At 66.2% G+C, this 20622-nt stretch carries 20 protein-coding genes; 9 read left to right on the top strand and 11 right to left on the bottom strand.

Annotated features, from left to right (window positions below):
- Positions 1–45: 45 nt before the first annotated feature.
- The 3 genes from KQ910_RS19730 to KQ910_RS19720 form a co-directional block, all read right to left on the bottom strand.
- On the bottom strand, positions 46–1245 hold the full coding sequence (locus KQ910_RS19730; RefSeq protein ID WP_216964476.1) for an acetyl-CoA acetyltransferase: 1200 nt from the start codon (positions 1243–1245) through the stop codon (positions 46–48).
- 58 nt (positions 1246–1303) lie between these two features.
- Positions 1304–2746 carry a hydroxymethylglutaryl-CoA synthase family protein gene (locus KQ910_RS19725; RefSeq protein WP_216964474.1) on the bottom strand — a complete coding sequence of 481 codons (1443 nt, stop codon included), beginning with the start codon at positions 2744–2746 and terminating at the stop codon, positions 1304–1306.
- Positions 2747–2870: 124 nt separating this feature from the next.
- A complete protein-coding gene (locus KQ910_RS19720; RefSeq protein ID WP_216964472.1) occupies positions 2871–3710 on the bottom strand; it encodes an NUDIX hydrolase in 840 nt (279 codons plus the stop codon).
- 105 nt (positions 3711–3815) lie between these two features.
- On the opposite strand from KQ910_RS19720, the gene KQ910_RS19715 reads away from it, so the two are divergent.
- Positions 3816–4400, top strand: a complete 585-nt coding sequence (locus KQ910_RS19715) for an HdeD family acid-resistance protein (RefSeq protein WP_216964470.1) — start codon at positions 3816–3818, stop codon at positions 4398–4400.
- A gap of 184 nt (positions 4401–4584) precedes the next feature.
- Here KQ910_RS19715 and curA read toward each other — a convergent pair whose 3' ends face one another.
- A complete protein-coding gene (gene curA, locus KQ910_RS19710) occupies positions 4585–5607 on the bottom strand; it encodes an NADPH-dependent curcumin/dihydrocurcumin reductase (protein WP_216964468.1) in 1023 nt (340 codons plus the stop codon).
- A 100-nt stretch (positions 5608–5707) separates the two neighbouring features.
- Between curA and KQ910_RS19705 the strand changes: the two genes are divergently transcribed.
- Together KQ910_RS19705 and KQ910_RS19700 are read left to right on the top strand one after the other, a co-directional pair.
- Positions 5708–6223, top strand: a complete 516-nt coding sequence (locus KQ910_RS19705) for an ankyrin repeat domain-containing protein (RefSeq protein WP_439653331.1) — start codon at positions 5708–5710, stop codon at positions 6221–6223.
- Positions 6224–6946, top strand: a complete 723-nt coding sequence (locus KQ910_RS19700) for an alpha/beta fold hydrolase (protein WP_216964464.1) — start codon at positions 6224–6226, stop codon at positions 6944–6946.
- A 153-nt stretch (positions 6947–7099) separates the two neighbouring features.
- On the opposite strand, the gene KQ910_RS19695 is transcribed toward KQ910_RS19700, so the two are convergent.
- Complete coding sequence (locus KQ910_RS19695) at positions 7100–7843, bottom strand: SDR family NAD(P)-dependent oxidoreductase (protein WP_216964462.1); 744 nt, start codon at positions 7841–7843, stop codon at positions 7100–7102.
- 68 nt (positions 7844–7911) lie between these two features.
- Between KQ910_RS19695 and KQ910_RS19690 the strand changes: the two genes are divergently transcribed.
- Together KQ910_RS19690 and KQ910_RS19685 are read left to right on the top strand one after the other, a co-directional pair.
- Positions 7912–8424, top strand: coding sequence for a thioesterase family protein (locus KQ910_RS19690; RefSeq protein WP_216964459.1), 513 nt, complete (start codon positions 7912–7914; stop codon positions 8422–8424).
- An 8-nt stretch (positions 8425–8432) separates the two neighbouring features.
- Positions 8433–8951 carry a thioesterase family protein gene (locus KQ910_RS19685; RefSeq protein WP_216964457.1) on the top strand — a complete coding sequence of 173 codons (519 nt, stop codon included), beginning with the start codon at positions 8433–8435 and terminating at the stop codon, positions 8949–8951.
- On the opposite strand, the gene KQ910_RS19680 is transcribed toward KQ910_RS19685, so the two are convergent.
- The 6 genes from KQ910_RS19680 to KQ910_RS19655 form a co-directional block, all read right to left on the bottom strand.
- Positions 8926–9432, bottom strand: a complete 507-nt coding sequence (locus KQ910_RS19680) for a GNAT family N-acetyltransferase (protein ID WP_216964455.1) — start codon at positions 9430–9432, stop codon at positions 8926–8928. The two genes, KQ910_RS19685 and KQ910_RS19680, sit on opposite strands and share 26 nt — an antisense overlap.
- A complete protein-coding gene (locus KQ910_RS19675) occupies positions 9422–10177 on the bottom strand; it encodes an SDR family NAD(P)-dependent oxidoreductase (protein WP_216964453.1) in 756 nt (251 codons plus the stop codon). Before KQ910_RS19675 ends, KQ910_RS19680 begins: the two co-directional genes overlap by 11 nt.
- Entirely contained in the window at positions 10174–10389 is a 216-nt protein-coding gene (locus KQ910_RS19670) for a DUF2783 domain-containing protein (RefSeq protein ID WP_216964451.1), read from the bottom strand. The genes KQ910_RS19675 and KQ910_RS19670 overlap by 4 nt, the downstream gene beginning before the upstream one ends.
- A 10-nt stretch (positions 10390–10399) precedes the next feature.
- A complete protein-coding gene (locus tag KQ910_RS19665; protein ID WP_216964449.1) occupies positions 10400–11986 on the bottom strand; it encodes an FAD-dependent oxidoreductase in 1587 nt (528 codons plus the stop codon).
- An 11-nt stretch (positions 11987–11997) separates the two neighbouring features.
- On the bottom strand, positions 11998–12954 hold the full coding sequence (locus KQ910_RS19660) for an MBL fold metallo-hydrolase (RefSeq protein ID WP_216964447.1): 957 nt from the start codon (positions 12952–12954) through the stop codon (positions 11998–12000).
- Positions 12955–13033: 79 nt separating this feature from the next.
- Positions 13034–14053: a S1C family serine protease gene (locus KQ910_RS19655; protein ID WP_216964445.1), complete on the bottom strand. Its 1020-nt coding sequence runs from the start codon at positions 14051–14053 to the stop codon at positions 13034–13036.
- Positions 14054–14133: 80 nt separating this feature from the next.
- Here KQ910_RS19655 and KQ910_RS19650 point away from each other — a divergent pair, with 80 nt between their 5' ends.
- The 4 genes from KQ910_RS19650 (at position 14134) to KQ910_RS19635 (ending at position 20621) form a co-directional block, all read left to right on the top strand.
- Positions 14134–16425 carry an ATP-dependent helicase gene (locus tag KQ910_RS19650; protein ID WP_216964442.1) on the top strand — a complete coding sequence of 764 codons (2292 nt, stop codon included), beginning with the start codon at positions 14134–14136 and terminating at the stop codon, positions 16423–16425.
- 26 nt (positions 16426–16451) lie between these two features.
- Complete coding sequence (locus KQ910_RS19645; protein WP_216964440.1) at positions 16452–17777, top strand: ABC transporter substrate-binding protein; 1326 nt, start codon at positions 16452–16454, stop codon at positions 17775–17777.
- Between the two features lie 148 nt (positions 17778–17925).
- Positions 17926–19602, top strand: coding sequence for an ABC transporter permease (locus KQ910_RS19640; RefSeq protein ID WP_229600827.1), 1677 nt, complete (start codon positions 17926–17928; stop codon positions 19600–19602).
- An 11-nt stretch (positions 19603–19613) separates the two neighbouring features.
- Positions 19614–20621 carry an ABC transporter ATP-binding protein gene (locus KQ910_RS19635; RefSeq protein ID WP_229600826.1) on the top strand — a complete coding sequence of 336 codons (1008 nt, stop codon included), beginning with the start codon at positions 19614–19616 and terminating at the stop codon, positions 20619–20621.
- Position 20622 lies beyond the last annotated feature (1 nt).

Here is a 20622-nt window from a genome sequence, read left to right as displayed (position 1 = left end):
TCCCCGACTGCCCATGAGCCAGAGAGAGGGCCTCGCGTTTCGTGACTACTCGTAGCGGCCGACGATGGCGACGCTCGAAATATTCTCGCGCGGCGCGCCGCCGAGATTATGCGTCATGCCGATGCGCGGGTCCTTGAGCTGGCGGGGGCCGGCCTTGCCCTGGAGCTGCAGGTACATCTCGTAGAGCATGCGCAGGCCCGAGGCGCCGATCGGATGGCCGAAGCACTTGAGGCCGCCGTCGATCTGACAGGGGATCGTGCCATCGGCGTCGTAGAAGCCGTCGAGCACGTCCTTCCAGCCCTTGCCGGTCTCGGAGATGTGCAGGTCCTCCATGGTCACGAGTTCGGTGACGGAGAAACAGTCATGGACCTCGAACATCGACACTTCGTCGCGCGGACTCTTGATCCCGGCCTCTTCGTAGGCCTTCTTCGCCGCGATGCGCGTGGTGTGGAAGTAGCTGCCGTCCCACGAATTGTGGCCCGACTCCGAGCCGTTCGAGACGGAGAGCTGCAGCGCCTTGACGCTGACGATGTCCTTCTTGCCGAGCGCCTTGGCGATCTCGGGCGTCGTGACGATGGCCGCGGCCGCACCGTCCGACACGCCGCAGCAGTCGAACAGGCCGAGCGGCGAGGCGATCATCGGCGCGTTGAGGATGGTTTCCATCTCGACGGCCTTCTGCAGATGGGCCTTCGGATTCTTGGCGCCGTTCTGGTGGCTCTTCCAGGAGACGTGGCCGATCGCCTTCTTGAGATCCTCGCCCGAGACGCCGTGCGCGGTCATGTAGGCGGTGGCGAGCTGGGCGAAGTTGCCCGGCGCCGTGCCGCTCGCGTTCCACAAGACCTGCAGCGGGCCGCCACGGCCGCCCGGCAGGCCGCCGTAGCCGGTGTCCTTGAGCTTCTCGACGCCGACGGCTAGCGCGAAATCGGCCGCGCCCGAGGCGACGGCGTAGCAGGCGCCGCGGAAGGCCTCGGTACCCGAAGCGCACATGTTCTCGACATGCGTCACCGGGATATTCGGCAGGCGCAGCGTCGTCGACAGCGGGATGCCGGACTTGCCGACATGGACCTCGTCGATGGCGGTCGAGAACCAGGCTGCCTGGAGCTGGTTCTGGTCGATGCCCGCATCCTTCAGGCACTCCCTGTAGGCTTCGAGCATCAGCTCCTCGGCGCCGCTGTCCCAGCGTTCGCCGAACTTCGAGCAGCCCATGCCGAGAATAGCGACCTTGTCTTTGATACCACGAGCCATTGCAGGTCTCCTTGGTGATGGAAGTTGAACGTTGAACGCTTGAAAGACTGAACGCGATCTAGGCCGGAGCGGCCTTCCAGAAGTAGCGCTTGAAGCCGCCGCGCATGGTGTCGTTGTCTCGCATCCGGAAGGTCATGCGCATCTTGGCGCCGACCTTGACCTGATCCTTGTCGCTGTCGGTGAAGTCGGCCATGAAGCGGCCGCCCTCCGCGAAAGTGATCATGCCGTAATAACCCGGCGGATCCGGCGAATAGACCAGCGAATCGGCGGTGAACGACATCACCGAGCATTCGAGGCCGGCCATCGCGTAGGGATCCTGGCTGTCCATCGCGTGGCAGTTGGGATTGACGCAGACCTGGCTGCGCGGGAACTGGACGGTGCCGCAGACATTGCACTTGCCGCCGACCAGCCCGTAGAGCATGTCGCGCTTGCGCCACAGGACCGACAGCGCGGTCTTCTTGTCGAACTCCGCGCGCATGCCCTTGTCGATCGGCAGCATCTCGTTGAAGGCGAGGAACTTCATGTAGTTCTTCTCTTCCTTCCGGCGCGCCATCCAGCCCGACAGGCCCTTGCGCGGGGGAAGCTTGTCCTTCTCGGCCGTGACCTCGAACACCAGGATGTCGACGCCCTGGCCGAACGCCACCACCATGATCTTGTCGCCGGCCTTGGCGCCCTCGAGCGCATCGACCAGCATGACCAGCGCGTGGGCCGCCCCCGTGTCGCCGAGCGAAGCGCCCAGCAGGTCGCGCACGGCGCCTTCGCCGATGCCGACCATCTTGGCCATCTGCTTCGGCACCGCCGGCATCGGACTCGGCATGATGAAGTGCGTGATGTCGGTGTTCTTCAGCTTGGCCGCGGCCAATCCGGCCTTGATCGCAGGCGGCACGATCTTCGAGTAGCCCTCGTCACGGATCCAGCGCTCTTCCCAGCCATAGTCGAAGTCCGACTCGTCGCCGCGGAAGTGATCGACGAAATCCATCGACACGGAGTGATGGCCGACCAGCTTGGCGATCACGTTCTCGGTGCCGCACAGGAGCGCCGCGGCGCCGTCGCCATAGTTCAATTCGTTGGCCGATGCGACGCGGGCCATGCGCTTGTCGGCGGCGGTGACCAGGGTCGGTGCGCCCTCCTTCGAGGCATTGAGGCCGGCGATCAGCGCCGAGGTGCCCGCCTTGAGCGATCCACCGATGTCGGTGGCCGAGAGGTTCTGCTCGACGTTCAGTGCCGTGCCGATCACGCCGGCGTTCTGGCGATCCTTGAACGGGTGCGTCGTCGAGGCGAAGTAGATGTTGCGGACGTCCTCGGCCTTGTGGCTGGTCAGGCAGTCGCGCGACGCCTCGACGGCCATCGTGATCGAGTCCTCGTCCCAGTTGGCCATCGAGCGCTCGCCCTTGGCGAGGCCGCGCAGGCCTGCGGCGAACCACTTGTTGGCGTCGTAGACGGCCTGACGGTTGAGACGAAGGCGCGGCACATAGGCGCCATAGGCCACGATTCCGACCATCGTTGTCTTCCTCCACCTGGTCCGACCGCAGTCGGTTCATGAACGAGCGTTTATGACTTCGCTCTTAGCGCGCTCGCCCGGGCCGGGCGAGACGCTTTTGCACACGCCAGTCGCAACCGCGAAATTATCTTCCGGTCTGCGGAACACCACCGGACGGCGGCATTTCGCGGATGAGATTGCGATAGCCCGCCCCTTCGGGGATATGCAGGAACTTCTTGCCGTCCCTCGCTTCGACCCAGGGCTGGACGGTGACGATCTTGCGCACCTTCGCAGCGGCGATCGCGCCGCCAACCGTCTTTCCCTCCGCCAGCAGTTCCAGGTTCTTGGTCGTGGCATGAACGAGAGTGCGCTTGCCCGCCGTCGCCTCGTCGATCGCCTCCTGCGGCCCGATCCAGACCGAGTCCGTCGATTCGGAGCCATCGTGCAGCGCCACCTGGTCCTCGGGCGCCTCGGCCAGGAAGAACCATGTGTCGAACCGCTTGGGCACGAAGGTCGGCGTGATCCAGTGCGCGTAAGGCGTCATCAGGTCGGTCGCGATCTCGAGATCCTCGGCCTCGACCATGTCGACGATGCTCGCCTCGTCCTTGGCCAGCTTGGCGCGCCAGCGCTCCTCGATCCCCTTGAGGTCGGCCGCGGCGATCAGCGCCCGCTGGCCGCGCTTGCGCGCCAGCAGCACGCCGCATTCCTCGAAGGCTTCGCGCACGCCGGCGACGCGGAACTTGAGTTCCGCATCGCCTATCGCGTCGGCGCCGCCACAGCGGGCGCGCAACGACGCGCTTCCATCGGCGTCCTCGAGCTTGCCGCCGGGAAAAACCAGCGCGCCGGAGAAGGAATCGATCTGGTGATGGCGCACGACCATGAACACTTCGAGCGGCGAGGCGGCATCGCCCGGTTGGGACGGGCGCAGCAGCAACACGGTGGTGGCGGGACGCGGCGGCGGCGCCTCTTTCTTCGGTTCGTTCATGTCTTCCTGCATTTCTGTGACGGCGAAGTGTCCCATACAAGCGGCGACAGTGCCAATGGGCGGGTGTATCCTAACAACGTCCATTCCGCTCTGAAGGAGCAAGCCATGACGATGTCGGCCAATAATCCTCTTCCTCCGAACCTCGCGGAAGGACTGAAGGTCCTGCGCGCCAAGTGGGGATGGATCGTGGCGCTGGGCGTCGTGTTCCTGATCGCCGGCTTCATCGCGGTGGGCAGCGCGGTCGCGGCCACGGCATCGGCCGTAATGATTATCGGCATCATGATGATCATGGGCGGAGCAGCCGAAATCGTCGCGGCCTTCAGCGTCAAGGGCTGGGGCAAGTTCGCGGTCTGGATGCTGCTCGGCCTGCTCTATGTCGGCGCCGGTTTCATCGCCATCATGAACCCCTTCGCAGCCGCCACCATCCTCACCCTGATGCTGGGCGCGGCGCTCGTGGCCGGCGGCGTGCTGCGCATCTTCCTCGCCTTCAGCATGAAGTCGGCCGGCAAGCCCTGGGGCTGGGTCGTCGTCTCGGGTCTCGTCACGCTGCTGCTGGGCGTGATGATCATCGCCCAGTGGCCGGCCTCCAGCTTCTTCGTCCTGGGCATCTTCCTCGGCATCGACCTGATCTTCATCGGGTCGGGCTGGGTGACGATGGGCCTCGCGCTGAAGAACCGTCCCGCCGCTTAGAGTCTTCTGCTCAAGAAAATCTCACAGCTTTTCCCAACAACGACCTCACCCTGAGGAGCGCTCCGGAGGAGCGCGTCTCGAAGGGTGGGCACCAGCACTTAGTCAGTTGCCCATCCTTCGAGACGGCCGCGGCGCGGCCTCCTCAGGATGAGGTAAGTGGGTCAACCTGAGGTGAGTTTAGCAACTACTTCCGGGTCGGATCCTCGGCGACCTGCACCAGCAGCTTGCCGAAGTTCCGGCCCTTGAGCAGGCCGATGAAGGCCTCGGGCGCATTCTCGATGCCTTTCACGATATCCTCGCGGTACTTGATCTTGCCGGCCTTCACCGCGGCCGGCACTTCCTTCCAGAAGTCGGCCATCTGGCCGAAGTGATCCGACACGATGAAGCCCGTCACGGTGGCGCGCTTGATCAGCAGCAGGCGCCAGTCGGGACCGGGGCTCATCTGCATCTCGTTGTAGTGCGCGATAAGCCCGCACAGCGGCACCCGCGCGAAGTCGTTGAGCTGCGGGACGACCGCCGCCTGCACCGCGCCGCCGACATTCTCGAAGTAGATGTCGATGCCCTTGGGCGCCGCGGCCCGCAGTTCCTTGAACAGGTTGCCGCCGGCCGCGCGATAGTCGACGCAGGCGTCGAAGCCCAGCTCGTTCACGACATAGTCGCACTTGTCCTTGCCGCCGGCGATGCCGACGGCGCGGCAGCCCTTCAGCTTCGCGAGCTGTCCGACAACCGAACCGACGGCGCCTGAGGCCGCGGACACGACGACCGTCTCACCCGCCTTGGGCTTGCCGATCTCCATCAGACCCCACCAGGCCGTCATGCCCGGCATCCCCAGTACCGAAAGCGCGGTCGAAAGCGGCGCGGCGTCCGGATCGAGCTTCATCGACATGTCGCCGGTCGAGACGGCGTAGCTCTGCCAGCCGGCATACTCGACGACGTAGTCGCCTTCCTTGAAACGCGGGTTCTTCGACTTCACGACCTGGCCCACCGTGCCGCCCACCATCGCATCGCCGAGATTGACGTTGGAGGCGTAGCCCTTCGCCTCCGCCATGCGGCCACGCATGTAGGGATCGAGCGACATCCAGATCGTGCGCGAGAGATATTCGCCGTCCTTGGGTTCGGGGATCGGCTGGTCGACGATATCGAAATTGGCGAGTGTCGGTTCGCCCTGCGGGCGCGACTTCAGCAGCACGCGACGATTGGTGGCCATGGCATCCTCCGTTTGTTTGCGGCACGTTACCACGGCGATGAAAACCCGAGAAATGCTGCGCCTCGTCCTCTCCCTGCTGGTTCTGCTATGGAGCGGGGCCGTGACAGCCCAGACCCTCACCGCCGACGAGCGCGCCCTGATCGAGGCCACGCAGCGCAACGACGTCGAGACCGCGCGACGCCTGATCGCCGCCGGCACCAACGTCAACGCCCAGGACGAGATGCGCGACAGCGCCTTCCTGCTGGCCGGCGCCCGGGGCCGGCTGGAGATCCTGAAGCTCACCCTGCAGGCCGGCGCCGACCTCGGGAGTACCAACCGCTACGGCGGCACAGCGCTGATTCCGGCCTGCCATCACGGCCATGTCGAGACGGTGCGGGAACTGCTGAAGACCGCGATCGACGTCAATCACGTGAACCGGCTCGGCTGGACCGCCCTGCTGGAGGTCGTGATCCTGGGCGACGGCGGCCCGCCCTACGTCGAGATCACGCGCCTGCTGCTTGCACGCCGCGCCGACGTCAATCTACCCGACAACCAGGGCGTCACGCCGCTCGGTCATGCGCGCCAGCGCGGCCAGCGCGAGATCGCCTCGATCCTGGAGGCCGCCGGCGCGCGCTGAATGAGCAAGTCCCGTACCTATGTATGTCTTCCCGGCGCCTGGATGGGCGCGTGGTCGTTCCAGTTCGTCGTCGAAAGGCTGCGCGCCGCCGGCCACGATGCCCGCGCCCTGCCCTTTCGCGGCGTCGGCGAGCGCGCGGCGGAACTCTCGCCCGATCTCGACAACGACGTCTTCCTGGCCGAGACGATCGCCACCCTGGAGAAGGAAGACCTGCGCGACATCGTGCTCGTCGGTCACAGCTTCGGCAGCCTGATCGCCACGCTCGTCACCGATCGCATCCCCGAGCGGATCGGCCATCTCGTCATCATCGACGGCGGCATAGCGACCGACGGCCAGTCGATCTTCGGCCGCATCCCGCCCGAGATCGTGGCCAAGCGGAAGAAGCTGATGAAGGTCGTGAACGACACCGAGGTGCTGCCCTTCGCGCCGGTCGGCAGCCTGATCATCGACGACCCAGTGCTGGCCGCCTGGACGCACCGGCACCTCACGCCGCATCCGGTCGCCTGCTACACCAAGCCGATCAAGCTGCACAATCCGGCGGGCAACGGCCGTCCCATGACCTACGTCGCCTGCACCAAGCCGCGCTATCCGGTGTCGGCCGGCATGCACGAGAAGGTGCAGACCATGCCGCATGTCCGCTACCGCTCGATCGAAGCCGGCCACAACTGCATCATCTCGGCGCCCGATCTCGTCACGGCGGAACTGCTGGCCATTCCGCGTTGAGCAATATCCCGTCGTCCCGAGCGGAGCGCAGCGAAGCCGAGGGACCGCTTTTCCGAGGCACAGTGTGTCGAAGCGAAAAAAGGTCCCTCGACTGCACGCCGGAGCCTGCCCCGAGGGCTTCCGAGGGGGCGCTTCGCTCGGGACGACGGGTGGCTAAAACGGCTCCTTGTAGGGCCGCAGGTCGATTTCATGGGTCCAGGCGCTGCGGTGCTGGCGGTGCAGGTGCCAGTAGCTGTCGGCGATGGCGTCGATGTTCAGCAGCCCATCGGGGCCCGCCTTGTCCGCGCGGTCGGGCATGCGCGAGAGGAGACGTTCGCCCTCGATGCCGCCGTCGATGATGGCATGCGCGACATGGATGCCCTGAGGCCCGAACTCGCGCGCCATCGACTGCACCAGCAGGCGCAGACCGCCCTTGGTCGCGTTGAAGGCGGCAAAGCGCGGACGGCCGCGCAGCGAACCCGAGGCGCCGGTGAAAATCACCGTGCCGCGGCCCAACGGCGCCAGACGGCGCATGGCTTCCCGGCCAAACAGGAAGCCGGCGAAGCAGCCGACCCGCCAGGAGTCCTCGAAATGCTGCGCCGTCATCTCGCGGAAATCGACGGCGGCGTTGTTGCCCATGTTGAAGACCAGCAGGTCGGTCGGCGCGCCCTCCGCATCGTCGGCCATCGCCTTGTCGAACAGCGCGGCGACCTCGTCCTCCTTCGTGCCGTCGACCACGATCGCCGTCGCCGCTCCGCCGGCGTTGCGGATGCCCAGCGCAACCTTGTCGATCTTGGGCCCGGTACGGCCCGCTACGAGCACGTGGTAGCCCTCTTTCGCGAAGCGGCGACTCGCCGCCGCACCCAGCCCCCGCTCGGCACCAACGCCCAGCACGACCGCCTTCGTCTTCTTCGCCATGTTCGCTCCTCGCAACGCCGTTGCTCGGAACTTGTGGTGCGCGGTGACTCTTCGCTACGGTCGATCGCATGAAATTAGCTCCGTACCCCATGATCGATCTCGACCTCGCGGCGCCGCTCGATCGCCACCCCGCCACCGTGCTGCCCGACTGGATCGACTGGAACGGCCACATGAACGTGGGTTACTACGTCGTGGCCTTCGACAAGGCGACCGACACGCTCTGCCAGCAGTTCGGCTGCGGCTGGGAATACACGCGCGACAAGATCGGCATGACCTTCGTGCTCGAGGCGCACGTGACCTACGATCGGGAAGTCAAGGAAGGCGACGACTTGCGCATCACGACGCAGATCCTCGACCACGATGCCAAGCGCCTCCATTTCATCCACATGATGTATCATGCGAAGGAAGGCTATCTCGCCGCGACCAACGAATTGATGTTGATGAACATCGACTATAACAGCCGCCGCTCGGCTCCCTGGCCGGACTTCGCCATGGAGCGAATCGAAAAGCTTGCGGCCGCCCACGCCGCCCTCCCCCGGCCCGTCCAGGCCGGCCGCCTCATCGGAATCAAGAAGAAGTAACAGCGTCCATGCTTCAGTCCCTGCCGTACGAACTTCCCGAACTGATCACCCGCGCCCCGCTCGACACCCACCGCTCTACCGTGATTCCCGAATGGGTCGACTGGAACGGCCACATGAACGTGGCCTTCTACGTCGCGGCCTTCGACCAGGCTTCCGGCGCGTTCATGCGTAACATGGGGCTGGGCCGTCGCTACGTCGACGGCAAGCTGGGCATGACCTTCGTGCTGGAAACCCACGTCACCTACGACCGCGAGGTCCGCGAAGGCGCGCCGCTGCGCTTCACCACACAGCTGCTGGCCCGCGATGCCAAGAAGGTGCATCTCTTCCATGAGATGTACCATGCCGAGCAGGACTACCTGGCCGCGACCAACGAAACGATCGTCATGAACATCGACTATGCCACGCGGCGTTCCGGGCCCTGGCCGGTGCCGGCGGCCGAGCGTCTCGACGCAATCTGGAAGACCCACGAGGGTCTGCCCAAGCCGGCCAAGGCTGGTCGGGTCATGAGTCTTTCGAAGAAGGTCTAGCGAGTGCGGCCAGCGCCTCGCCGCTCAGACGGTAGGGCAGCCAGTTGCGGATCCAGCGATAGCCCAGCCGCTCGTAGAAGCCGCGTGCTGGGTTCCAGTCGAGCACATTGAGGTCGATGCGCTTGTAGCCCTTGGCTTCGCATTCGCGGGCGAGACCCTGCATCAGCGCGCGGGCGACACCGCCGCGACGTTCCTCGGGCACCACCCAGATGTCCTCGATGAAGAGGCCGCGTGCGGCGGTCCAGACGGAATAGTTGAACGTGTAGAGCGCGAAACCCACCGCTTTGCCCTCGCGCTCGGCGATCAGCGCCCCGAATTGAGGATTCTCGCCAAATCCGTCGCGAGCGAGGGTCTGCGGGGTCGAACCGACGGCATCGGGCTCGTCCTCGTAGGTCGCGAGATCGACCGAAAAGCGGTGCAGCGTGTCGACGTCGTCGATCGTGGCCGGCCGGACCACGAGTGATGCTGGATCAGACGGCAAGGTAGCCTCCGTCGACCGGCAGGATGGCGCCGGTGATGTAGCTCGCCGCCTCCGAACACAGGAACACCACCGGCCCGGCCAGCTCCTCCGGCTGGCCCACGCGCTTCATCGGCACATGGGCGAGGAAGCCCTCCAGCTTCTTCGGATCGGCGCGCGTCACCTCCGTCATCGCGGTGGCGATGATGCCCGGCGCCAGCGCGTTCACCCGCACACCGTCGGGCGCCAGCTCCGTCGCGAGCGCGCGCGTGAACTGGGCCAGCGCGCCCTTCGAGACCGGATAGACCCCGCTGCCGGCCGGCGCGATGAAGGAGTTGATCGAGGCGATGTTCACGATGCTGCCCTTGGTGTGCTTGAGCTGCTCCACAAAGGCCATGGTGACGTTGAAAGGCCCCTGGACGTTCACCTCCATCGTGCGTTCCCAACGCGCCCGGCCGTCCGGGTCCATCAGGCCCCCGCGCAGGAAGATGCCGGCATTGTTCACCAGGATGCTGATCGGACCGACCAGCAGGGAGATGTCCTGCGCAAGCTTGGTGCAGCTTTCCGCATCGGTGACGTCGAGCGCATGGCCGCGCGCGTCGCCGCCCTCCCTGACGATGCTGTCGGCAATGGTGCGCGCCGCATCGAGATCGACATCCGTGACAATGACGCGGGCGCCAGCGGCGGCGAGGCCGCGGGCGATGGCCGCGCCGTTGCCGCGGCCCGCACCCGTGACCAGCGCAAGCCGGCCGGTGAGTGTATCCTTCATGTATCCTCCATCGTCTCGTGAGCCGCGGCGAGCGCTTCGAGAAGCACCTCGTCACCGACATGGTTCGCCAGCAGAAGGATCAGCCGTGCGTCGAAGGCACGGCACTGCGCATCGTCCAGGTCCCGATGGGCCTCGACAATCGCATTATAGATGTCGTCGGGTCGCGCAAGATTCAGCGTACGGCGCAACGCGCCGGTCGTCGTGTCGGCCATCGCCGTCTCCTCAGCCGTTCCCGGTGGCCCGCCGGATCGCCGCCCCGATGGCGGCCGCGTCGAAGCGGCGCCAGCGCGCGGCGACATAGCGGTCGGGCCGGATCAGGTAGGTCGTGCCGGGCCGGGCATCGTAGCGCTGTCGGGCGAGCCCGTCCCCCACGATGCAGACGCCGGTCGCACCGGGCGGCAGGTTGGCAAGGGGCGTGTCCTGGTCGGCGAAGGCGAGCACGGTGAAGTCCCGTCCCAGCCGGTCGATCAGCCAGGGTCCGCCGTCACGCCCCATTGGTGCATCGAGCATCGCCTGTCCCGGAGCGGGACCCCGAGCCCAGTCCGTGTCGCCATCCGGCGTGTCGAGCGGCGAACCGGCCTGGCTCGTGGGTACGGACAAGCGGCCGCTGTTGATCAGTGCGCGGGCGAAGGGAAAGTCGCGGGCGAGGGCCAGGGTTGCGTCGCGGAAAGCCCTCGAGGCCGGAAACTTCGGTGTGATGAAATCCGTGCTGCGGGTCGAGTTCAGAATGTTCTCGCGGGCCGCCGCACGCCGCTCGCTGCAATAGCTGTCGAGCAGCGACGCCGGCGCGGCCTTGCCGAGCACCATCGCCAGTTTCCAGGCGAGGTTGTCGACATCGGCGATCGCGCCATTGCCGCCGCGCGCGCCGAAGGGAGACACGACGTGGGCGGCATCTCCCGCGAAGATCACCCTGTCGTGGACGAAGCGCTCCATCATGCGGCAGGTGAACGTGTAGACGCTGGTCCACTCGTGCTCCCAGCGCGCCTCGGGGCCGAACATCTGGCGCAGGCGCCGGTCGATGTTTTCCGGCTTCTTCTCCTCTTCCGGATCGGCGTCCGGACCAAGCTGGAAGTCGACGCGCAGCACGTTGTCGGCCTGGCGATGCAGCAGGACCGAATTCGTGGGATGGAACGGCGGGTAGAACCAGAAACGCCGCTCCTTGGGCAGTTCGCTCAGGAGCCTGATGTCGGCGATCAGGAACCGGTCGTGGAAGACCTCGCCGGGATAGGGCAGGTCCAGGAGATGGCGCACGGTGCTGCGTACGCCATCGCAGGCGACCAGCCACTCGGCCTGGAGCGTGTAACGTCCATCCGGTGTCTCCACCTCGACCGCGACGCCCTCGTCGCCCGGCGTGACGGCAACCACCTTGTTGCGCAAGCGCAGCTCGGCCAGTGGCTCGGAGAGGCAGCGATCGTAGAGATACTCCTCCACGTAATACTGCTGCAGGTTCACGAAAGCCGGGAACTTGTGGCCCGGCTCGGGCTGCAGGTTGAAGCGGAAGACCGGCTTGTCGCGAAGATAGAGTTCGCCCTGCTCCCAGGTGATTCCCTTCTCGACCATGCGGGACGCGACACCGAAGCGGTCCCAGATCTCGAGACTGTGCTTGGCCTGGCAGATCGAACGGCTGCCGAGGCTCACCGTGTCGTCCTCGTCCAATACGACCGAGGGAACGCCGCGCTTGGCCAGCGCCAGCGCCAGCGTCGGGCCGGCCATGCCGGCGCCCACGATCACGACGGGCCGGCGCCCGCACCCGCCGTCGAGTTCGGCGGGCCGGCTGTACGGGTAGTGGCGGTATTCGTACGACCCCATCGGGAAGCGGATCAGGCGCCCTTTTCGAGCGCCGCCCACATTTCGATGTCGCGTTCGGCGGTCCAGATGCGCGGATGGTCGAGGCCCTTGGCCTCGTCGTAGGCGCGCGACACATCGAACGGCATGCAGTGTTCGAAGATGACCCAGTTGCCGTAGCGCGGCTGCAGGGCCGCCATCGCCTTGTCGTAGGCCAGCTTCAGAGAGTCGCCGGCCTCGGCGCTCTTCTCCACCACCTTGTAGAGGTCGCTCAGAAAAGCCTGCGTCCCGGCAATGCCTTCCTCGACCGGACCCTCGCCGATCAGCGCGTCGCCTCGCCCGGGCACCAGCGCCTCGGCCTTGAGGTCGCGAAGCTTCTGCAAGGTCTCCGGCCAGTCCTTGTAGTGGGCGTCGCCGCAATAGGGGGTGGCGCCGTACTCGACGAGATCGCCGCTGAACAGCGTGCGCTCCTCGGGCAGCCAGACGATCGTATCGCCCTTTGTATGGCCGCGGCCGGCATGGATGATGTCGACCTGCAGCTTGCCCAGCCACAGGGTCATGCGGTCGCTGAAGGTGATGGTGGGCCAGGTCAGGCCCGGGATCGTCTCGGCCGCCTGGAACAGGCGCGGAAAGCGCTGCAGCTCTGACTTGTAGTCCTGTGCGCCACGCTCGACGATCATGTCGCGCGTGGCCTCGCTGCAAATGATGTGCTCGGGACTGTAGCCGCTGGCACCCAGCACGCGCACGGCGTGATAGTGCGTGAGCACCACGTACTTGATGGGCTTGTCGGTAACGGTGCGGATGCGCTCGATAACCTGCTCCGCCATCTTCGGCGTCGCCTGGGCGTCGATCACCATCACCGCGTCGTCGCCGACCACGATGCCCGTGTTGGGATCGCCCTCCGCCGTGAAGGCGTATGCATGTTCGGAAAGACGGCTGAAGGTGATCTTCTTGTCCGCCATATCCGCCTGTGAGGCGAACGCCTTGGCCATCGATACTCCCCCGTTCTGTTTGACGTGACCCTATGCAGCGGCCGGCCGCGAAGTCAAAGCGAGGCTATGCACAGGGCGGTCAGTCGGTGCCGTACTTGTGATAGCCGCCACGGTCGCCCGTCCGGACCGTCACATCGAAAGTGTCGCTGTCGCGTTCCATCTTGAGCTTCACCACCGAGCCGGCCGGCCCGATCGCCCAGAGCTTGCGATAGAAGTCGGCCACGTCATCGAGCACCTCGCCGTCCAGCGCGTGCAGGATGTCGCCGCGCTGGAGCCCCGCCCGGTCGGCGGGCCCGCCTTCGGAGATGCCGCCGACCACGAGTTGGCCCATGTGTTCCACGGTGTAGATCCCGAGCCAGGGGCGTGGCGGCGTCGAAAGGCGTCCTTGGGCGACGAGTTCGCCGAAGATCGGCTTCAGCCGGTTGATCGGCACGTACATGTTGCCGGGAAAGGCGGGCGATCCCGGACCAAGAGCCTCCTGGACCAGCAGCGAGCCGACGCCCAGCAGTTCGCCCTGCTGGCTGATCAGCGCCGAACCGCCCCACAGCGGATAGGCCGGCACGGTGAAGATGGCGCTGTCGAGCAGGTACTCCCAGTATCCGGCAAACTCGCGCCGTCCGGCCACCTTGACCTTGAGCGCCGCCTTCTCTCCGCCGAGGCCCGCGACGAAGGCTTCCGCGCGCAAAGTCAGGGAGTCGGAATCGCCGAAGCGCATCGGTTTCAGGCGCATCGGCTCCTCGGTGCGCACAAGGCCGAAGCCGCTCTCGTAGTCGTAGCCCACGATGCGGGCACTCAGCTCGTTGCCCTCTATGTCGGTGACCGTGACGGTGTCGGCTTCCATGATCAGATAGCCGATCGTGAGGATCAGGCCCTCGTCGTCGACGAGAATCCCATGACCTTCACGCTCCGTGCCCAAAGTCTTGGCGGAGCGACGGCTTTCGGGAATGGTGGTCTTTACGCCGACCACCGCGGGCAACGCGGCAGAAACCAGGGGTGGCAGGTTGGAGCCACCACCGGGGGTGCGGGCGACCACGCCCTCTTCGCCGGGCGGCGGCCAATGGCCCGCGCCGTTTGCGGAACCGTTCAACCCTCGGGCCATCCGCGCTCCTCCCCGCGCACCACGCGCGTCCACAGTCTCAAAGATAGGCGTCCGCCGTCTCGATTGCTATATGACGGTACATGGCGCCCCCCGCCGATCCGTTCGAAATCACCGACGACCCCGCTCCGGCCGACCCGGTTCCGGCGAGGCGCGCCGTCGCGCCCACCGCCCATCTCGAAGGCCTAAACGACGAGCAGCGCCAGGCCGTCACCCATGCTGGGGGACCGTTGCTGGTTCTGGCCGGCGCCGGTACCGGCAAGACCCGCGTTCTGACGACCCGGATCGCCCATCTGCTGCTGACCGGCCAGACGCGCACATCGCAAATCCTGGCCGTGACCTTCACCAACAAGGCCGCGCGCGAGATGCTGGATCGCGTTGCGAGCCTGATCGGCGGCGCGGCCGACGGCATGTGGCTGGGCACCTTCCACGCCATCGGCGTGCGGGTCCTGCGCCGCCACGCAGAATTGATCGGCCTCAAGAGCAACTTCACGATCCTCGACACCGATGACCAGACGCGGCTGATCAAGCAGCTCCTGCAGGCAGAGGGGATCGACGACAAGAAATGGCCGGCGCGCATCCTGTCCGGGATCATCCAGCGCTGGAAGGACCGCGCCCTGCCGCCGGAAAAAGTCTCGGGCGACGATGCCGGCGAGTTCGCCAACGGCCGCGCGGCCGACATTTACCGCCAGTACCAGGAGCGTCTCGCCGAGGTGAACGCCGTCGATTTCGGCGACCTGGTGATGCATTGCGTCACCCTGTGGCAGAAGCATCCGGATATCCTGGAGATCTATCATCGGCGCTTCCGCCACATCCTGGTCGACGAGTATCAGGATACCAACGTGGCGCAGTATCTCTGGCTGCGCCTGCTGGCCCAAGGGACTCAGAACGTCTGCTGCGTCGGCGATGACGACCAGTCGATCTACGGATGGCGCGGCGCCGAGGTCGGCAACATCTTGCGCTTCGAGAAGGACTTCCCCGGCGCCACGATCGTCCGGCTCGAGCGCAATTACCGTTCGACGCCGCACATTCTGGCCGCCGCCTCGCACCTCATCTCGCACAATGAGGGCCGGCTCGGAAAGACCCTGTGGACCGACGCCAAGGAAGGCGAGCGCATCTCGCTGCGCGGCGTCTGGGACGGCGACGAGGAAGCCCGCACCATCGGCGAGGAGATCGAGGCGCTGCAGCGCGACAAGCACAAGCTCGCGCAGATCGCCATTCTCGTCCGCGCCGGCTTCCAGACCCGCGAGTTCGAGGAACGCTTCATCACGATGGGTCTGCCCTATCGCGTGATCGGCGGCCCGCGCTTCTACGAGCGCCAGGAGATCCGCGACGCGCTGGCCTATTGCCGCGTCACCATCCAGCACGACGACGACCTCGCCTTCGAGCGCATCTACAACACGCCGCGCCGGGGCCTGGGTGAATCGGCGCTGCGCACCCTGCGGCTGATCCAGCGCACGCAGAAGATCTCGCTGTTCGAGGCGACGCGGCGGGCGCTCGAGACCGACGAGCTGAAGGCCCGCCCGCGCAAGTCGCTGGGCGACCTGATCCGCAACTTCGAACGCTGGCGCGCGATGCTCGACGGCATGAGCCACGTCGAGGTGGTCGAAACCATGCTCGACGAGTCGGGCTATACCGACATGCTGCGCATCGACCGCTCCCCGGAAGCGGAGGGTCGACTCGAAAACTTGAAGGAACTCGTCAACGCGCTGCAGGAATTCGATTCGCTGCCGGCGTTCATGGAGCACGTCGCGCTGCTCACCGACATGGCATCGCGTGACGACACCGACATGGTGAGCGTGATGACCCTGCACGCCGCCAAGGGGCTGGAGTTCGACACGGTGTTCCTGCCGGGCTGGGAGGAGGGCCTGTTTCCCAATCAGCGCGCGCTCGACGACAAGGGCGCGGCCGGCCTCGAGGAGGAGCGGCGGCTGGCCTATGTCGGCCTGACGCGCGCGCGCAAGCGAGCCTACGTATCCTTCGCCGCCAATCGCCGCGTCTTCAACCAGTGGCAGGCCGCCATCCCGTCGCGTTTCCTGCGCGAACTGCCGCCGGGCCAGCTCGCCGAGAGCAGCGATGCCGGCCTCTATGCGACCTATTCCGCAGGCCATCATGGCGGTATGCGTGACCATGCCAGTGGCTTCGAATACGAAAGCCTCGGCGTCACGGGCAGGCGCGGCCGCTATCGCGACGAGACCGCCGACGATCGCCGTGCGACCGACGGTGACAGGGTCGACCTCAGCGTCGGCCAGCGCGTATTTCACCAGAAATTCGGTTACGGTCGCATCGTCGCCGTGGACGGCAACAAACTGGACATCGAGTTCGAGAAAGCCGGCTCCAAGAAGGTACTCGACAGCTTCATCGAAGCAGCCTGATCAGAAGCTACAGGAGAGAAAACGCCATGTTCCGCCGCTCTGCCCTTGCCCTCGGCTCGGCCCTGGGTCTCGTGCTCGCTTCCGGCGCCGGCTTCGCGCAGACCGGCAAGGTGACGGTGGTCACCTCCTTCTCCAAGGACGTCACCGACCCGATCAAGAAGGCCTTCGAGAAGGCCGTGCCCGGCGCCACGCTCGAAGTGCAGAACCGCAACACCAATGCCGGTGTGAAGTTCATCGAGGAGACCAAGGGCAACAACCAGGTCGACCTGTTCTGGGCATCGGCGCCCGACGCCTTCGAGGTGCTGAAGGGCAAGAAGCTGCTCAGCGCCTACAAGCCCAAGGCCACCGGCATCGCCGAGAAGGTCGGCTCCTACCCGGTGAACGACAAGGACGGCTTCTATTCCGGCTTCGCCGCCTCGGGCTACGGCATCATGTGGAACGAGCGCTACGTGAAGGCCAACAAGCTGCCGACGCCGAAGGAGTGGCAGGACCTCGCGCAGGCACCCTACTTCGACCATGTGTCGATCTCTGCGCCGTCGCGCTCCGGCACGACCCATCTCACGATCGAGACGATCCTGCAGGGCGAAGGCTGGGACAAGGGCTGGCGCACAACCAAGGAGATCGCCGGCAACCTGCGCACCGTGACCGACCGCTCGTTCGGTGTGCCGGAAGCGGTGAACTCGGGTCAGGTCGGCTACGGCATCGTGATCGACTTCTTCGCCTTCTCCTCGCAGGGCGCGGGCTTCCCGGTGAAGTTCGTCTATCCGTCGGTGACGACCCTGGTGCCGGCCAATGTCGGCATCGTCGCCAATGCGCCGAACAAGGCCGGCGCCGAGGCCTTCATCGAGTTCCTGCTCTCGCCCACCGGCCAGGAAGTGCTGCTGGAACCGACCATCCGCCGTCTCCCGGTACGCCCGGAGACCTACGCCAAGGCGCCGGCCGACTATCCCAACCCGTTCAAGGACAAGAACCTCCAGGGTCTCCTGACCTTCAACGCCGGGCTCTCCGAAGGTCGCACCGCCGCCGTCGACACGCTGTTCGACCAGCTCATCACCTTCCAGCTCGAGCCGCTGAAAGCCGTGACGAAGACACTGCACGAAGTGGATGCGGCGCTGAAGAAGAAGGACAACGCCCAGGCCCGCGCGCTGGCCAAGGAAGCACGCGACCTGATCGCCGCCATGCCGATCACCGAGGCGCAAGCCGCATCGCCCGAGATCAAGGCTGCATTCACCGGGGCGAAGGAAAAATCCTCCCGCCAGGCCGAGCTGGAGCAGCAGTGGGCCGCCTTCGCCAAGGAGAAGTATGCGGCGGCGAAAGCCAAGGCCGATGAGGCACTGAAGCTGGCGCGCTAGTGCGGGAGCCTCGTCACTTGCCTCCCCATTCAAATGGGGAGGTGCCCGCGTCTCACGCGGGCGGAGGGTTCATCGCGTTCGGGGTCAAGGTTTCTGACCCCTCCCCCCCTGACTACAGGGGCACCTCCCCATTTGAATGGGGAGGAGTATGAGCCGCTCCCCCGGACAGATCGCCCTCGCGCTCGGCATCGCCCTCTTCCTCGCCGTCTTCCTGCTCGTGCCGGTGGCGACCGTCGTCTATGTCGCCTTCACCGAAAAGGGCGGCGGCGGGCTGACGCTCGTCAACTTCCTCGACTTCGCCCGCACCGAGCTGTTCGTCCGCTCGTTCTGGAACTCGGTCTACGTTTCCGGGATGACGGTCGTCTGGGCCTCGGCGCTGGCGCTGCCGTTGGCCTATCTCACGACGCGCTTCGAATTCCGGGGCGCCATGCTGGTGCAGACGCTGGGCTTCCTGCCGCTGATCATGCCGCCCTTCGTCGGCGCGGTGGCGATGCAGCTCCTGTTCGGCCGCAACGGTTCGGTGAACCTGCTGCTCGACGAATGGTTCGACTTCAAGATCGGCTTCATGGAAGGCCTCAACGGCGTCATCTTCCTGCAAGCCATCCACTATTTCCCGTTCATCCTCGTCAACCTGTCGGCGGCGCTGCGCAACATCGACCGCAGCATGGAAGAGGCTGCGCAGAACCTGGGCTCGCACGGGCTGCGCCTGTTCCGGCGCATCGCCCTGCCGCTGGCGCTGCCGGGCTATATCGCGGGCGCCAGCCTGGTGTTCGTGAAGGTGTTCGACGACGTGGCGACGCCGCTGCTCCTCAACGTGAAGGAGATGCTGGCGCCCCAGGCCTATCTGCGCATCACCTCGATCGGCATCGACGATCCGATGGGCTACGTGATCTCCGTCGTGCTGATCCTCGTCGCGGTGGCGACCATGTGGGCGACCGCTTTGGTCATGAAGGGCAAGGATTACGCCACGACCCAGCGCGGCGGCGGCGGCCTCGCCCGGCGGAAGCTGCGACCGCGCGAGCAGGCGCTGGCCTATGGCGTCGTGATCCTCATCCTGGCCCTCGTGCTGGCGCCGCATGTCGGACTGGTGCTGCTGTCGTTCGCCACGGTCTGGTCCTACAGCCCGCTGCCCGACGGCTACACGCTGGCGCACTACACGCGCGTGCTGGGCGACAGCTCGATCTACATCAAGAACACGCTGCTCTATGCCGGGCTGGCGGCCACCATCGACGTGGTGATCGGCGGCGCCATCGCCTATCTGGTCCTGCGCACGCGCCTGGCCGGCCGGCAGTGGCTCGACTGGGCCGCCAGCACCGCGCTGGCCGTGCCCGGCGTGGTGCTGGGCATCGGCTATCTGCGCGCCTTCTATGGCGTCAACCTGCCCGACGGCACGCCACTGGCGACTCTCTGGATCGTGATCGTGCTGGCCATCGCCATCCGCCGCCTGCCCTACGCGCTGCGCGCTGCCTACGCGGCCCTGCAGCAGATCTCGATCTCGCTCGAGGAAGCCGCGGAGAATCTCGGCGCCACCAAGGCGCGCACGGTGCGCCGGGTCGTGATCCCGCTGATGACCGGCGGGCTGCTCGCCGGCTTCGTCACCAGCTTCGCCACGGCCGCCGTCGAATTGTCGGCCGTGCTGATCCTCGTCCAATCCAATTCCGACGCGCCGCTGGCCTACGGCCTCTACGTCCTGATGCAGACACCGGCGGGACGCGGCGCCGGCGCGGCGCTGGGCGTGATCGCCGTGCTGATCGTGGCGATCTGCATGTGGCTGTCGCAGCTGGCGGTCGACCGCTCGCAACGGGCGCGGGGGCTCGATATATGACGGACATGACCATGGCGAAGGCAGCACGCGCGGTCGGCATCGAGATCACGGGGGTCAACCTCTCCTACGGATCGACCCATGTGCTGAAGGATGTCGCGCTCTCGATCCACCCCGGCGAGTTCTTTGCTTTCCTCGGCCCGTCCGGTTGCGGCAAGACCACCCTGCTCAGGCTGATCGCGGGCTTCGCCCAGGCGCAGACCGGCAAGGTGCTGCTCGACGGCCAGGACGTGGCGCCGCTGCCGCCGTGGAAGCGCGACGTCGGCATGGTGTTCCAGAGCTACGCGCTGTGGCCGCACATGACCGTCGCGAAGAACGTGGCCTTCGGCCTCGAGGAGCGCCGCCTGCCCCGCGCCGAGATCGACCGTCGGGTCGCGCAGGCGCTCGAACTGGTCGGCCTGTCCGCCTACGCCGAGCGACGACCGGCGCAACTTTCCGGCGGCCAGCAGCAGCGCGTGGCGGTGGCCCGCACCATCGCCATCGAGCCCAAGGTGCTGCTGCTCGACGAGCCGCTCTCCAACCTCGACGCCAAGATGCGCGTCAGCGTCCGCCGCGAACTGCGGTCGCTGCAGCAGCGGCTGGGCCTGACGACGATCTTCGTCACCCACGACCAGGAAGAGGCCAACACGATCTGCGACCGCATCGCCGTGATGGACGGCGGCAAGGTCCAGCAGGTCGGCACGCCGATGGAGCTCTACGAGAACCCGGCCAACCTCTTCGTGGCGAACTTCCTGGGCTCGGCAAACATTCTCGACGAGCGCTCCGGCATGCCAATGCCGGCGGGCAAGCGCCTGGTGTTCCGGCCGCAGCATGCTGCCCTGTCGTCGCCCGAAGGGGCTGCCCTGCGCGGACCGGTCACGCATCGCGAATTCCTGGGCGCCACCGTGCGCTATGCCGTACGCATCGGCGACAGCGAGGTTCTGATCGAGACGCCGTTCCAGTCCGGCAGCGAGCTGCGGGCCGTCGGCGACAATGTCGGCGTGGACTTGCCGCCCCGGCGCATGCTCTTCCTTCCGGCATGAG

It is taken from the genome of Reyranella humidisoli, assembly GCF_019039055.1.
Classification (GTDB): Bacteria; Pseudomonadota; Alphaproteobacteria; order Reyranellales; family Reyranellaceae; genus Reyranella; species Reyranella humidisoli.
Note: the sequence above shows the minus strand (reverse complement) of the source record. Positions and strands in the feature narration are given on the sequence as shown.

What these genes read in the sequence shown, in the direction of transcription:
- KQ910_RS19730 (WP_216964476.1), bottom strand. Translation starts at nt 1,245, where the DNA reads ATGGCTCGTGGTATCAAAGACAAGGTCGCTATTCTCGGCATGGGCTGC.
- KQ910_RS19725 (WP_216964474.1), bottom strand. Translation starts at nt 2,746, where the DNA reads ATGGTCGGAATCGTGGCCTATGGCGCCTATGTGCCGCGCCTTCGTCTC.
- KQ910_RS19720 (WP_216964472.1), bottom strand. Translation starts at nt 3,710, where the DNA reads ATGAACGAACCGAAGAAAGAGGCGCCGCCGCCGCGTCCCGCCACCACC.
- KQ910_RS19715 (WP_216964470.1), top strand. Translation starts at nt 3,816, where the DNA reads ATGACGATGTCGGCCAATAATCCTCTTCCTCCGAACCTCGCGGAAGGA.
- curA (WP_216964468.1), bottom strand. Translation starts at nt 5,607, where the DNA reads ATGGCCACCAATCGTCGCGTGCTGCTGAAGTCGCGCCCGCAGGGCGAA.
- KQ910_RS19700 (WP_216964464.1), top strand. Translation starts at nt 6,224, where the DNA reads ATGAGCAAGTCCCGTACCTATGTATGTCTTCCCGGCGCCTGGATGGGC.
- KQ910_RS19695 (WP_216964462.1), bottom strand. Translation starts at nt 7,843, where the DNA reads ATGGCGAAGAAGACGAAGGCGGTCGTGCTGGGCGTTGGTGCCGAGCGG.
- KQ910_RS19690 (WP_216964459.1), top strand. Translation starts at nt 7,912, where the DNA reads ATGAAATTAGCTCCGTACCCCATGATCGATCTCGACCTCGCGGCGCCG.
- KQ910_RS19685 (WP_216964457.1), top strand. Translation starts at nt 8,433, where the DNA reads ATGCTTCAGTCCCTGCCGTACGAACTTCCCGAACTGATCACCCGCGCC.
- KQ910_RS19675 (WP_216964453.1), bottom strand. Translation starts at nt 10,177, where the DNA reads ATGAAGGATACACTCACCGGCCGGCTTGCGCTGGTCACGGGTGCGGGC.
- KQ910_RS19670 (WP_216964451.1), bottom strand. Translation starts at nt 10,389, where the DNA reads ATGGCCGACACGACGACCGGCGCGTTGCGCCGTACGCTGAATCTTGCG.
- KQ910_RS19665 (WP_216964449.1), bottom strand. Translation starts at nt 11,986, where the DNA reads ATGGGGTCGTACGAATACCGCCACTACCCGTACAGCCGGCCCGCCGAA.
- KQ910_RS19660 (WP_216964447.1), bottom strand. Translation starts at nt 12,954, where the DNA reads ATGGCCAAGGCGTTCGCCTCACAGGCGGATATGGCGGACAAGAAGATC.
- KQ910_RS19655 (WP_216964445.1), bottom strand. Translation starts at nt 14,053, where the DNA reads ATGGCCCGAGGGTTGAACGGTTCCGCAAACGGCGCGGGCCATTGGCCG.
- KQ910_RS19650 (WP_216964442.1), top strand. Translation starts at nt 14,134, where the DNA reads ATGGCGCCCCCCGCCGATCCGTTCGAAATCACCGACGACCCCGCTCCG.
- KQ910_RS19645 (WP_216964440.1), top strand. Translation starts at nt 16,452, where the DNA reads ATGTTCCGCCGCTCTGCCCTTGCCCTCGGCTCGGCCCTGGGTCTCGTG.
- KQ910_RS19640 (WP_229600827.1), top strand. Translation starts at nt 17,926, where the DNA reads ATGAGCCGCTCCCCCGGACAGATCGCCCTCGCGCTCGGCATCGCCCTC.
- KQ910_RS19635 (WP_229600826.1), top strand. Translation starts at nt 19,614, where the DNA reads ATGGCGAAGGCAGCACGCGCGGTCGGCATCGAGATCACGGGGGTCAAC.